Origin of the sequence: Pelosinus fermentans JBW45, from assembly GCF_000271665.2 — a bacterium.
GTDB classification, from domain to species: Bacteria; Bacillota; Negativicutes; order DSM-13327; family DSM-13327; genus Pelosinus; species Pelosinus baikalensis.
In genome coordinates this window covers 179,529-193,029 of the sequence record NZ_CP010978.1, presented here as the reverse complement: position 1 = coordinate 193,029, position 13,501 = coordinate 179,529, and the positions used below count along the sequence as shown (strand labels likewise).

At 40.3% G+C, this 13,501-nt stretch carries 14 protein-coding genes; 5 read left to right on the top strand and 9 right to left on the bottom strand.

Features of this window, described 5'->3' with window-relative positions:
* Positions 1 to 59 precede the first annotated feature (59 nt).
* On the top strand, positions 60 to 749 hold the full coding sequence (locus JBW_RS00665; RefSeq protein WP_007961044.1) for an ATP-binding protein: 690 nt from the start codon (positions 60 to 62) through the stop codon (positions 747 to 749).
* A gap of 109 nt (positions 750 to 858) precedes the next feature.
* On the opposite strand, the gene JBW_RS00660 is transcribed toward JBW_RS00665, so the two are convergent.
* Complete coding sequence (locus JBW_RS00660; RefSeq protein WP_007961042.1) at positions 859 to 1,293, bottom strand: MarR family winged helix-turn-helix transcriptional regulator; 435 nt, start codon at positions 1,291 to 1,293, stop codon at positions 859 to 861.
* A gap of 202 nt (positions 1,294 to 1,495) precedes the next feature.
* Between JBW_RS00660 and JBW_RS00655 the strand changes: the two genes are divergently transcribed.
* A complete protein-coding gene (locus tag JBW_RS00655) occupies positions 1,496 to 2,473 on the top strand; it encodes a YhdH/YhfP family quinone oxidoreductase (protein WP_235334105.1) in 978 nt (325 codons plus the stop codon).
* A gap of 209 nt (positions 2,474 to 2,682) precedes the next feature.
* Here JBW_RS00655 and JBW_RS00650 read toward each other — a convergent pair whose 3' ends face one another.
* From JBW_RS00650 to JBW_RS24905, 4 genes are all read right to left on the bottom strand, one after another.
* A complete protein-coding gene (locus tag JBW_RS00650) occupies positions 2,683 to 3,102 on the bottom strand; it encodes a CBS domain-containing protein (RefSeq protein WP_007961028.1) in 420 nt (139 codons plus the stop codon).
* 104 nt (positions 3,103 to 3,206) lie between these two features.
* Positions 3,207 to 6,320, bottom strand: a complete 3,114-nt coding sequence (locus JBW_RS00645; protein ID WP_007961019.1) for an efflux RND transporter permease subunit — start codon at positions 6,318 to 6,320, stop codon at positions 3,207 to 3,209.
* A gap of 14 nt (positions 6,321 to 6,334) precedes the next feature.
* Positions 6,335 to 7,504, bottom strand: coding sequence for an efflux RND transporter periplasmic adaptor subunit (locus tag JBW_RS00640; RefSeq protein WP_007961017.1), 1,170 nt, complete (start codon positions 7,502 to 7,504; stop codon positions 6,335 to 6,337).
* Positions 7,494 to 7,634 (bottom strand): hypothetical protein, encoded by a 141-nt coding sequence (locus JBW_RS24905; RefSeq protein WP_007961015.1) that lies wholly within the window; start codon positions 7,632 to 7,634, stop codon positions 7,494 to 7,496. The genes JBW_RS00640 and JBW_RS24905 overlap by 11 nt, the downstream gene beginning before the upstream one ends.
* A gap of 291 nt (positions 7,635 to 7,925) precedes the next feature.
* Between JBW_RS24905 and JBW_RS00635 the strand changes: the two genes are divergently transcribed.
* Positions 7,926 to 8,543 (top strand): outer membrane beta-barrel protein, encoded by a 618-nt coding sequence (locus JBW_RS00635; RefSeq protein WP_007961013.1) that lies wholly within the window; start codon positions 7,926 to 7,928, stop codon positions 8,541 to 8,543.
* Positions 8,544 to 9,214: 671 nt separating this feature from the next.
* Entirely contained in the window at positions 9,215 to 9,484 is a 270-nt protein-coding gene (locus tag JBW_RS00630; RefSeq protein ID WP_007960874.1) for a hypothetical protein, read from the top strand.
* Between the two features lie 100 nt (positions 9,485 to 9,584).
* Here JBW_RS00630 and JBW_RS00625 read toward each other — a convergent pair whose 3' ends face one another.
* The 4 genes from JBW_RS00625 to JBW_RS00610 all read right to left on the bottom strand — a co-directional run bounded on the left by JBW_RS00625 (position 9,585) and on the right by JBW_RS00610 (position 12,529).
* Complete coding sequence (locus tag JBW_RS00625; RefSeq protein WP_007960875.1) at positions 9,585 to 10,709, bottom strand: DUF362 domain-containing protein; 1,125 nt, start codon at positions 10,707 to 10,709, stop codon at positions 9,585 to 9,587.
* A gap of 338 nt (positions 10,710 to 11,047) precedes the next feature.
* Positions 11,048 to 11,428, bottom strand: coding sequence for an HsmA family protein (locus JBW_RS00620; RefSeq protein WP_007960876.1), 381 nt, complete (start codon positions 11,426 to 11,428; stop codon positions 11,048 to 11,050).
* 199 nt (positions 11,429 to 11,627) lie between these two features.
* Complete coding sequence (locus JBW_RS00615; RefSeq protein ID WP_007960877.1) at positions 11,628 to 12,233, bottom strand: lysine exporter LysO family protein; 606 nt, start codon at positions 12,231 to 12,233, stop codon at positions 11,628 to 11,630.
* The gene (locus JBW_RS00610) at positions 12,230 to 12,529 is read right to left on the bottom strand and encodes a LysO family transporter (protein ID WP_007960878.1); all 300 of its coding nucleotides are present in this window, start codon (positions 12,527 to 12,529) and stop codon (positions 12,230 to 12,232) included. Before JBW_RS00610 ends, JBW_RS00615 begins: the two co-directional genes overlap by 4 nt.
* 490 nt (positions 12,530 to 13,019) lie before the next feature.
* Here JBW_RS00610 and JBW_RS00605 point away from each other — a divergent pair, with 490 nt between their 5' ends.
* Entirely contained in the window at positions 13,020 to 13,439 is a 420-nt protein-coding gene (locus JBW_RS00605; RefSeq protein ID WP_007960879.1) for a thioesterase family protein, read from the top strand.
* Positions 13,440 to 13,501: the final 62 nt, after the last annotated feature.

Genomic DNA, 13,501 nt, shown 5'->3' with positions numbered 1-13,501 from the left:
TATATTGTATTACAGTTAGGTATAAGAATTCAATAAATATCCCTTAGGAGGAATATACGATGCAAGTTCGAAAAGTTAGTAAAATCGATGAAGAAAAATGCACCGGATGTGGAATTTGCACCGAAACCTGTCATGAAGGTGCTTTGCAATTAGTCAATGGTAAAGCCAAATTGATTTCAGCCTCCCAATGCGACGGTCTGGGAATCTGCTTGCCAGTATGCCCGAATGGTGCGATTACCCTGGAAGAACAGCCTGTTACAGCTGCCCCTGCCAGTGCTCCGGCAAATACAGCATTTCAATGTCCTGGAAGCCGTTCCAACCGAATTGAAAGAAAAATGGCTGGCAGCCAACTGCCAGAGCAAACAATCGTGCCACAATCCCAATTACAACAATGGCCTTGTCAGATCAAACTCATTCCTATTACTGCCAGTTATTTTGACAATGCTCATGTTTTGATTGCCGCAGATTGTACCGCATATGCCTATGCTAACATTCATCACAATTTTATGCGTGATAAAATTACCCTAATTGGCTGTCCAAAGCTGGATGACGGCAATTATGCCGACAAGCTCAAAGAAATCTTCCAATCCAATACCATCAGCAGCATCACCGTATTGCGGATGGAAAAGCCTTGCTGCAGCGGTTTGGTAAATGCTGCCCGGGAAGCATTAGAAAACAGCGGCAAGTCCATTCCCTTTGACTTTGTAATCATCGGGGTTGATGGCAGTATTATCAGTACACAACACTAAGTTAACAATATAAAGTACCCCCTCACTGCTGGAGTTTATTGCAATTGAAATAAACTCCAGCAAATTTTTCTTTACTCTGCTGGAGTTATCTTTATCCAATCGGTTAATACTAAACCGAATCAAAATTATTATTTAATTTCTTTAATAAACGTAGAAAAACTTTCTGTTCTTCAACGGAAAATCCCTTATAGGCTGTTCGATATACCTCATTTGAGATCCCACTGAACTTTGCCTGCATTTGCTTGCCCTTCTCCGTAAGCATGATATACGTAACTCTCTTATCCATTTGATTTTTTTCTCTTGTGATATAGCCTAAATCCATTAGTTTATTTACTAATGGTGTTATCGTTGATTTGTCCTTGCCGATTGTTTTGGCTATTTGCTTCATGGTTAGCTTATCATGATTTTCATAAAGGGCGGTAAGAATATTTCCATGAGACGGAATCAAATCATCCAATTCATTTTTCTGTAGTTGCTTTTCAATAAAGTGTAACATTTTATCTTTCGTTCTACTGATAAAGTAGACGATGTATTTATCCTTCATAATAACAACCTCATAACAAGTAGTAATTCTATATCGGATAACCATTGTAATTATAGTACTACGTAAAATCCCATGTCAATATGAAATATTCTTAAAAACCGATATAGTTTGACACAAAACTATTATCTGTTATAATGTTTTTAACAAACTTATTCAATTAAGAAAGGAAAGTGAATCCATGTCTATAACCCATTTTAAAGCCATGTTAGTAACAGAAAATACGGATGCTACATTTTCAAGAGAAATTATCAATAGAGAGCTTACTGCCCTTCCAGAGGGAGAAGTTTTAATCCAAGTGAAATATTCTTCTTTAAATTATAAGGATGCTTTATCTGCCTCTGGCAATAAGGGCGTGACACGGAAATATCCTCATACTCCAGGCATCGACGCCGCAGGAATTATTGTAAAAAGCAGTAATGGAAAATTCCATACTGGGGATGAAGTCCTGGTTACTGGTTATGATTTAGGCATGAATACATCTGGCGGCTACGGCCAGTATATTAGAGTACCTGCAGAATGGATAGTTAAGTTACCTGAGAATCTTTCATTACGAGAAAGTATGATCTACGGCACTGCCGGCTTTACGGCTGCTCTTTCTGTCTATAAGATGATACATGGCGGTATCAAACCCGATGCAGGTAATATCTTGGTAACGGGAGCAACAGGCGGCGTAGGCAGTATTGCAGTGAGCATCTTACATAAGCTTGGCTACAGTGTGATTGCAGCTACTGGTAAAGCAGAAGCTAAAGAGATGTTATTACAAATCGGCGCCAAAGATATCATCTTAAGAGAAGAGCTTAATGATCAATCAGGAAGAATCCTTTTAAAAGGAAATTGGGCTGGAGTCATTGATACCGTTGGCGGAAATATGTTAGCCACTGCGTTAAAATCCACTAACTATGGCGGCAGTGTAACGTGCTGCGGAAATGTAGCCTCTCCTGAGTTATTAACTTCTGTATATCCATTTATCTTAAGAGGTATCACTCTATATGGAGTGGATTCCGTAATGTGCCCTATGGACTTGCGTTTGGAACTCTGGTCTTTACTTGCAAATGAATGGAAACCTCTTCAGCTGGAACAAAATGTCGAAGAAGTATCATTAGACGGCTTAGATAAAAAAATCGACTTAATCCTGCAGGGAAAACTTCAAGGCAGAACCATCGTCAATCTTGATTTGTAATATAGGAAAAGTACTGATGCGTCTTTAAAAACAGATAAAACAAATTGAACCACAAAGACGCAAAGGACACAAAGGGTTCTGTTTTTAACCTATTTTTTGCGTTCTACTTTGTGTGCCGCAGGCGGCGGCATTGCGCCTTTATTGTATCTCATAGTAAAAAACGAGTGCGGCTTTTATGCCGCCCTCGTTTTTTTGCTACGGTATACGATTTATATAGCATCTGATTTTATCGAACATTGTTTTGCATAATGCTCAATAATCTCTCTTCGGCGAATGATCCCAATAAAAATTCCGCTGTCATCCACCACTGGAACAAAATTTTGTACGATGGCTAAGGAGAGCAGCCCTTCTATTTGAGCATTTACACGCACTGGGTTATTGATTATCCGCCAAGGAATTTCGTTTATCATAACCCGCTCTGTATCAGCAAAGGTTAAGCCTGGTGTGTTTTTCATTTTCCATAGTAAATCCCCTTCAGTAATTGTCCCGGCATATCTACCATCCTCATCAATGATTGGAACAGCCGTATAACGGTGATATTCCATTTTTTCAAGGGCCTGCCGCATTGTACTATTCACTGGCAAATGAACGACTTCATTTTTGGGAATCAGGAAGAATGCAATGTTCATGGAAAAGAATCCTCCAACTTCGATTTAGTTCTGCTCGCAGTATGTTAAAATTGCCTTTCTGGCAATACATTATGCTTCTACACGAGCCATCATTTTTCCTGGTTTTATGCCTTCTTCCTCAATGCAATTTTTTCTATCACTACAAAAAGAACAGGAATTAAAAAGATCCCAAGAGTCGTAGCGGTAAACATACCGCCAACAACTGCCGTCCCCATAGAATTCCTAGCACCAGCACCAGCTCCAGTGGCAATTGCTAATGGAAAGCAGCCAATAATAAACGCTAAGGATGTCATCAGAATCGGACGCAGACGAATCTTGGATGATTCTATGGCGGCCTGTACAGGGTGCATGCCGTTATCAACCCTGACTTTGGCAAATTCAACAATTAATATTGCATTCTTTGCAGCCAAACCAATGAGCATCACTAGACCGATCTGCATATACACACTATTTTCTAAATTACGCGCATACTGAAATAGAAACGCCCCAAAGATTCCTACGGGAACAGTAAGCAGCACTGCAAAGGGAACACTCCAGCTTTCATAAAGTGCAGCTAAACACAAAAATGCAAATACTATTGCCATGCCAAAAACGATGGGGGCCCGATCACCAGAGAGCTTTTCCTCGCGGCTTTGACCTGACCATTCATAGGTATAGCCTTCAGGTAATACTTCAGCAGCCACTTCTTCTAAGGCTGTCATTGCCTGGCCGGAACTGTATCCTACCGCCTGGCTGCCGCTGATTTTAACAGACTTAACACCGTTGTATCTTGTAATGACCGAAGGAGCACTTACTTTCTTGGCTTTTACTAAGGTATTTAAGGGTACCATTGTGTCATTTGAACTTTTTACAAACAGATATCTCATGGCATTAGCATCACTGCGAAATGCGGCGTCTGCCTGTACGGTGACTTTGTAAGTACGTCCAAACTTATTAAAATCATTTACCTGTGATCCACCAAGGAATACTTGTAAGGTCGTAAATACATCGTCAACGTCTACACCCATTTTCTCAGCTTTCGCCCGGTCTACCTCAAATTCATATCCCGGTGTATTGGCTTTGAAATTGGAAGCAATTGACCCAATTTCAGGGCGTTGCTGTGCTGCAGCTATAAATTTCTGTGATATGCTGTCTAAATCATCCAATGAGCCTCCACTTCGATCTTCCAGCATAAAACTATACCCGCCAACCATCCCAAGTCCTGGAAGAGCAGGAGGAGCAAACGAAATTACAGTTCCTTCTGGTAATTGAGCTCCACTCATAAAGGTTTGTGCAATTTCCGCTTTCACTTGTAATTGGGCATCTTTTCTTTCTTCCCACGGAGCCAATGAAATAAACATTGCACCTGCATTTGGCTTGGTTCCTCCACCTAACATGTCCATTCCAGATAAGGACATCACGTTTACAACTCCTCCTTGAGAGGACACGGTTTGGGTTAAACCTTTCATTGCACTAATCGTACGATTTAAGCTGGATGCCTCTGGCAAAGTAAGAGAGGTCATATAGAATCCCTGATCTTCATCAGGTACAAAAGAGGTGGGAACCAGCTTATACAATACTCCAATCAAAATAAATACAACCAATAACAAAACCATACACAAACGTGCCTTCGCAATGATTTTTGTTAAGCCTGCTCCATATTTTTCAATTGCCCTGTCAAAGCAGTCATTAAATTTATCAAAAAATCTGCCAACAGCCCCCTTGTGACTATTGGGATCATATGGTCTCAATAGCAGTACGCAAAGTGCCGGTGTAAGGGACAACGCAACAACAGCAGATAGAGCCATGGATACTGCAATAGTTATAGCAAACTGTTTGTATAAAATCCCCATCATTCCGCCAAAAAAAGCCACTGGAATAAATACAGATGCTAAGACAAAGGCTATGGCAACTACCGGCCCGGAAACTTCGCTCATCGCCCGTCTCGTAGCTTCTAAAGGAGTCAGCCCTGAATAACGCATATGATGCTCAACTGCCTCAATTACAACAATCGCATCATCCACTACAAGCCCGATTGCAAGCACCATGGCGAATAAGGTCAATGTATTGATCGTAAATCCTAAGGCACTAAAAGCGCCGAATGTTCCCAGCAAGGATACGGGAATTGCCAATGTAGGAATCAATGTGGCACGCCAGCTTTGTAAAAAGAGGAATACAACAATGACGACCAGCAGCAATGCTTCGGCAAAGGTTTTCCCAACCTCTATCATTGATTGCCGTACAAAATTGGTATTATCAACGACTATTTTGTATTGCATCCCCACAGGGAAATTTTTTGACGCTTCTTCCAGAACTTTTTTTACATTTCCGATTGTTTCTAAGGCGTTTGCATCACTGGTTAGCTGAATAGCAAACCCGGCACTGTGATGCCCATTAATCAGACTGTCATACGTGTACTCTTTGCTGCCGAACTCGACTCTAGCTACATCTTTGATATGAACCGCTGAGCCATCGGAATTGGAACGAATAATAATATTTTCAAACTCTTTAGCAGTACTAAGGCGTCCCTTTACGCGGGCCGTATACTGGAACTCCTGATCGGATGCTACCGGCATTTTGCCAAGAGAACCAGCAGCAGCCTGCACATTTTGCTTTTCAATAGCCGACGTCACTTCACTTGTCGAAATCGACAGCTCCGCCATTTTTTCAGGCTGCAGCCATATTCTCATACTGTAATCGGAACCAAATGCCGACACATCGCCGACACCTTTGACCCGTTTAATATCATCAAGAAAGTAAATACTTCCATAATTCTTCAAGAAATTCACATCATACGTGTCATCTGGAGAATAGAGATTAAAAATCATGGACATATCTTGGGATGCTTTTCGAGTTGTAATGCCTGTTGTCTGAACAGAACTTGGTAATGATGCGTTTGCCTCTGATACACGATTTTGCGTCTGCACGGCTGCCGTGTCAGAGTCTTTACCAGATTCAAATTGAACGGTTAGCGAATAGGAACCTGAATCTGTACTGGTGGAAGACATGTAAGACATACCTTCTACGCCATTTACTTGCTGTTCAATTACCTGTGCTACCGTTTGATCTACAACATCAGCATTTGCCCCTTGATAGCTTGTGCTAATGCTTACTGTCGGCGGCGAGATTTGCGGATACTGCGCCACAGGCAGGCTGAAGGCAGCGGTTACACCTATTATTGTTATGATGATTGATAAAACAATAGCAAAAATAGGGCGATCAATAAAGAATTTAGCCATTGAAATCTCCCCCCTTATTGCTTAGCCGGAGTCTGTAAATCCTCCGGTTCTATCATGGTTACTTTTAATGTTGTTCCTTGTTTAACCTTGTCGATTCCTTCTACAACAATACAATCATCAACAGTAAGTCCTTCTTCTACGATCCACATGTTGCCGACCTTATTTCCCATCTTCACGCTGCGGCTTTCGGCTTTGTTGTCTTTTGTCACTACAGTAACAAATGTATTTTCCAGCAATTCTTTTACTGCCCGCTGGGGAATTAGCAATGCTCCCTGACGAACATCTCCTTGGGCTGATACCCGGGCGAACATCCCAGGCAAAAGAAGTTTTTGCGGATTACTAAAAGCTGCTTTTAGTGTAATTGTTCCCGTAGTATCACTTACGCCCTTATCAATTTGCTCAATATGACCAATCAACGGATATTCTACTCCATTACTAAGGGTAAGTTTGAGATTGTCCTTAAAATTACTTGGCAGCGTACCATTCCCAAGCTGAGCAAAGTTTAAGTATTCATTCTCACTCATACTAAATTGCACCCAAATAGGGTCCATTGATGATACGGTAGCCATAGTAGTGGACCCCGCTACTACATAATATCCGTTGCTTACATCGTTCACATCAATTCGTCCATCAACTGGTGAGACGATTAACGTATCTTGTGAATCCTGTTGAGCCTGCTGCAGATTAGCCTGATTCACGTCAACGGTAGCAGCATCTTCTTCGGCTTGCGACACATTCGCATCTACTGTTTGCTGAGCAATACCATTTACACTTGCTAATTTCTGATACCTTTCCACATCTTTTTGGGAATTACGTAGTGTCACTTTTGATTTGTTGAGGGTTGCCCTAGCAGAATTTATGGCTGATCGATACTGCTTGTCATCAATCTGAAACAATGGCTGTCCCTTATAAACTAAATCTCCGCCATTGACCATTTTAGCCACAATGTTGCCAGATACTTTAGACATAATTTTGATTTCATCTTTCGATTTTACTTGTCCTACGAATTCATACTGAATCGGAGTATCACGCTGTACGACTTTCGTTGCTTTTACTTCTACTGCTTGTGGAGCCTGGGTGGTTTGTGTCTTTGAGAACCAACCAGAATGTACAATTACAGCACCTACTAAGATTGCCGAAATCATGATCGCGGCATATGTTCTAGTTGAATATTTACTGCTCACTTACGATTCCTCCTAATGCAATGCTATCATCCAATGACAGCTCTAAGGGGTTTGCAAATGCAGCTTGACTGAAAGTCAGCATGAAGATCATGGGAATTAATGCTGTAAAGCATCGCTGTTGAATGCTCATATGTTACCTCCTAATGAATCTTAGATCTGTAAATTATACCAACTTAAAATTACATTCAGTTGTAACTTATGTGTCGATTCTGTCACAATTCTTATTTATGAAACGACAAAAAGCAGCTATATGCGATTTATATCGAGTCTTCAAATACAAATAAAATAATCTTTTGTTATAATCCATATAAAATTGCTTTGTGTTTCTTTTTTAATCGAGGACACAGAGAAAATATAGATAGGGTTGCCTTGTAACAACTATACAAAAGATCATTTTACACAAAAATAGGGAGGTTTTATCTTGAAAAAAATCATTTATGTGGTCTTTTTATTATTCATTTCCACTTCAGCTCTTTGCTCAGCCAGCCCTGTACCAAACTATTCTTTGGGGGAAATCTCAATTGATATGAATTTAGGTGCTCCGGACCTGACAAATGACAGTGGAAAAGCTGACGGAAAATACAATGTAGGATACAGCGTAACAGCAGGGGTTGGATTTGGTTTTGCCGGACAATATACCTATAATAATTTCAAAACAAAGTCGCCTCTTAATGGAAGCAATGAAATTAAAGCCCAACAGCTAAATGTAATAAGTAATATATTTGACACCATTGCTAATGTTTCTGTGTTTGGAGGTATTTCACAAACTGAGGCAGTTGGCGGATCTCAAAAAGATGGACTTGTAGTGGGTATTGCTGCAAATATGCCAATCGCTCCAAAAACGAAAGTCTATGGAGTACTCAGTACAGGCAACCACCTGGGGGGCTATGAAATCGGCATAAGCTACCAGATAGCCAAAGATACTAACTTTAACCTTGGTTATCACGACACCAAATATAAAGATTTAACATTTGAAGATGACACCAAAGGTGACGTAATCTCAAAAGGTTTCGTTGGCGGTGTTCACTTTAAACTGTAATAAATACATAAAGAAAAGGGCCGTCTTAAAAAGGATTTTTCATCCTGATTTGAGCGGTCCTTTTCGTATTGTTGCATTTTTGACGTTTTAATTCGTTAATTTAGGGACTTTTTCCACTCTATTTTAGCTTGCAATCTCCATAAAATATAATATAATTAGAAATAGGTGGAAATTAAAAAAGTCGCCGTGTCCTGAGAGTGGTGGAACACTCCCAGGCACGAGCAGGTGTACGAGCACCTACACGTAACAGCTAGCTGTCTACGACGACAATTTATTATACCGTGATCTTTCCTTGAAAACAAGGGATGCATTGTTCGGAATAGTAATATTGTGAGTTTTGGCAGAGGCTTAGCGTCTGCGCGCAGTCAAGACGAAGCAAAGCGCATGTGTAGGTTGAAAAGACCTCGCATATGCGTTTTTTTAATTTCCCCTGAAACAAACTGTATGCTGGTTTCTTCTATCCTGAACTGGGGATAGAAGAAACCTCCTACAGGATGAAGATGGGGGGATATAAATTGGTAGCAATCCAAGGTAAGAAAAAAGTATGCAGTTGGGGCAAAAGCACCGCACCAGCACGTGGCGGGGACTCCTCCTCGCCACAACGAAGGAGAGATATTCATTCCATTTACGAAGCACAACACCCGATTCCTGGGAAAATGAGGATAGTATAAATGTACAGAACCTATAGAACAACGAAAGACACGATTATGGGTGAGGAAACAGAGAGCGCCGACATTACACTTAAATTGATCACAGATTTGGATGGGAAAGAATATGTGATAGTCAAGAAGCAAAAAGAAGATGCGATATATCATCTTTCGCTTGTTGGAAAAGTCACTGAAATAGTTCACGAAATTTCATTCGAAGAATATAGAGACATTACCTATGCAAGATTAGACAAGGAATTGTTAGAGCAAGGAATCAAACCCAGGAGACGGTAAAACATAGTATAAAGTGTTCGAAGATTTGGTTCTAAAGAACAATTCAATATACATGGGAAGAAACTACGCACATTATAAAAACGTGGGTAGTTTTTTGTGCCTAAACTTCAATAAGCTCATACTGTTTGGTGCCAATACCGATTTTTTCGGCATGATCAAGACAGGACATCCAATTGGTTTCAGGATGAGCCGTTTGAAAATGATCATGGTCATTCGACGAGCCATTTTTATTCTTTAGCTGCTCTGCCAGATAGCTGTCCGCAATGGCAGGCGCCGCATTTGCTTTATCAGCACAAGCCATATCAAGGGCCACGGGATCAAAGGATGCAAACATACCAATATCAGGAATGATCGCCACATCATTTTCAGCATGACAGTCGCAAAATGGGGAAACATCAATGACTAAACTGATATGAAAATGCGGCCTGCCATTTAAAACCGCCCAAGTGTATTCGGCCATTTTTTTATTAAGGACATCATTGGATTCGTCCCAGGCAGCGCCAATCGCATCAAAATGGCAAACCCCAATACATCTTCCACAGCCAACACATTTTGCATGATCAATTTGAGCCTTCTTATCGATAAGGCTTATGGCACTATGAGCGCAAATTTTTACACAGGCGCCGCAGCCTACACAGCTTTTTGTACGAACGTTTGGCTTACCGTCACTGTGCATTTCCATTTTGCCAGCCCTTGAACCACAGCCCATGCCGATATTCTTTAACGCACCGCCGAACCCTGTCAGCTCGTGACCCTTAAAGTGACTTAGGCTGATAATAATATCCGCATCCATTACAGCACGACCAATTTTCGCTTCTTTCACATATTCTCCAACAGGCACAGGTACATATGACTCATCCGTACCTTTTAAACCGTCACCTATAATAATCTGACAGCCAGTAGTGAAGGGATTATAGCCATTTTCATATGCTGCATCTAAATGCTCAAGAGCATCTTTACGTCTTCCGACGTATAAGGTATTACAATCCGTAAGAAATACTCTGCCGCCTAAATTTTTGATTACATCTGCAATCACTTTGGAGTAATTCGGTCTAAGATATGCAAGATTGCCAGGTTCACCAAAATGTATTTTGATAGCACTAAATTTACCTGTAAAATCAATTTGCTCAATTCCAGCTTTCCTTACTAATCGCTCCAGCTTTTGCAGCAAGTTCATCTTGCTAGTTGCCCGCATATTTGTGAAATAAACCTTTGATTTTTCCATAATATCCTCCCTTGTTCTCATGATCATAGATTCTTGGAAAAGTAATCCACAATCGCTATTTATGTTTTATTTACCATTCAAAGACATTTTCCTGCAAGAGTACAATTAAGGACTTAGAATAAAAAACAAAACAAGGCGCGGTTGTCGGCTAATAACGTCCTGCAACATTCCCCTGGCGGTCAATGAGGAATTTGGTGAAGTTCCATTTAATATCATCCCCTGCTAGAATTTCAGGAAATTTTTCTTGTAATATGCCCTGCAATCTTTCTCAAATAGAATGGTTCAGAAGTATGAATCCAAAACCTTTTTGCTATACCAGTTCTTGGCAACTGGCTTATTTATAGAAAATGGGCAATTGCTCCACTAATAAAGGGCAGCAACCAAATCAACCAGACGATTAAGCTATAGCGATGAAACTTTTGAATCCAGCTTTCTTTATGAGTTGCGATAATGACCGTTGCCCAACATGTATGCAATAGCATCAATAGCAGCGCTATAATACCAGTCAAACTGTGAAAATCGCTGGTTATGGGTATGACACTAGCAACATGCCCCTTGGCGATTTCCCCCATGGCTGATGTTCCTAGAACATCACATACAATTCCTAACCAGAAAAGGACCAAATGCCCTCGTTTTAATTTACCTTGTATCTTCTCACTCCAAACTCCAACTGTATATAATACAAAGGCACAGTTTATAAATAGGATCCCATATGACATGTTAACGCCTCATTCTTTCGCTCTTTAACAATGATCTCGACTACATCTTTTTCTTGGTTATACATAGCATCTGAATTCCCCCAACCTAGCCAGAATTCTATGATTCACTATAATATGACTCTTCTTTCCTATTGTACCACTATTATACATGACGAAATAACAGCCAATTTATTGCATGATTTAAAAAGACACACTTACTTTAATAAATCGCCAATAATAAGGGGATCAGAAATGGTACCATTGTTGTTAATATTAGACCGCTTACGAAGGCAATCATTGCCGTGGGTGTATCCGTCATTTTAGCAATAATCGGCAAGGTAGAATCCATGGTTGTCGCACCGCCGGGAGCGATCGCCACAATCTTTCCAATATGAATGGCTAAAAAGGGAATTAAGACAAATGCCATTAATTCACGGAAAACATTAGCCAAAAATGCAATAGCTCCCAACTCAGCACTATAAAGCTGAGTAATGAGCACACTAGACAAACTATACCAGCCAAATCCCGCCCCAACAACTAACACTTCTTTCAAGGACATATCTAAAAACATGCTGGCAATAGAAGCCCCCAAAAGACTTCCTCCCGCAATCGCTACGGGTACTAATATAATACGCCAGCCGACGGCTTTTATCTTTACTAACTCCCGGCGATTATATCCTATGCTGATCCCTACACCAAATAGCATGACCGCCAATACATAGGTGATTACCTGATCCAACACCTCGGGGTTCATCAAAGAAGGCAGCATCCATCCAAGAGCAATGCCTGCTAAAACCGCTGCCACAATACAGCTAATCATTTTCATAATTGCTCTTCCTCTTTTTTGTGATGTTGAAAAAAATCTACTTTTAAAACGACAAACCATAACGCAAACACACTGCCAATCGTACTTAAACCTGCGATCACCATTGCTTTGTAGCCTAACAACGTTAAGTTTCCAATGAGCTCTCGATTGCTGCCAATTCCAATACCAACAGCAATTAATAAAACAAAAACAATTGCCATTACGATTTTATCCAAATGTCCAATCCATTTTTCCGTAATTATATTACTAGCCCCCAATAAACATCCTGCCAGTAAGCTGATGATTACAATTTCCATTTCATTCCCTCACCTTATCCTTTTCATTTATCACAATCTAGAAAGCACAGGCATTCCAGACGTTAATTCCCTGATTCAAAAACAGCTTCATAAATACACTCTAATAGGGAGATTGCCACTTAAGGTACTTTTAAGGCTGAACTTTTTTACTACCCTTTTGGGTTTATTTACGCACAAAAGAAACTACTTATACATGTAATAAGTAGTTTCTTTTGCAACTATGATACTATGATATCATTCTTTCTCTAATCAGTCACTACTTGCTTCGATTTTCCTGTGAAAAAGCCGCTAGCCAAAGAATAATAACGAATCACTCCGATGTTCTCTTTAAAACACAAAGAGAACTATAAAATAAACCCCTTTGCGGTTCATTGCTTTTTCATTCTGTTTGACTTCTGTATACATTTTACATATATTGGAACATTAATGCGTTTGCTATATAATAGATCTATAGTGCTTTTCTATCATATATAAAAGGGAGGCTATCCATATGTTTGACTTGAGAAGTTCCTTACTGCCGGGTATGAATAATACGGTTCAGAAATTAGTGGATGAGTCTGATACTGCCACACATTATGGCAGAGGCTCACTAGGGACCTTGATTGCCACTCCTGCATTTGTTTCTTTAATGATTGATGCATCAATTGCAATAGTAGAAAATCGTCTCCCAGAAGGCTTTACAACGGTAGGAACCTCATTTGAGTTTACTCACGATGCCCCCACCTGCATGGGTATGACCCTACGAGTAAAATCTACCCTCATTGAAATTAACGGTGAAAATCTGGTATTTGATATCGTAGCCTCTGATGATTATGGCGAAGTTGGTCGTGGGCGCCACCAGCGGGCAGTCGTCAATCGCAAGCGTCTTTTTGAAAAAGCAGACCAGCGTATCAATAATCGGTTGTCCTAATAGGATAAACAGGTATCAAAAATTAGTAAAAACGCTTCGAGTCTAATCAAACCACAAAGGCA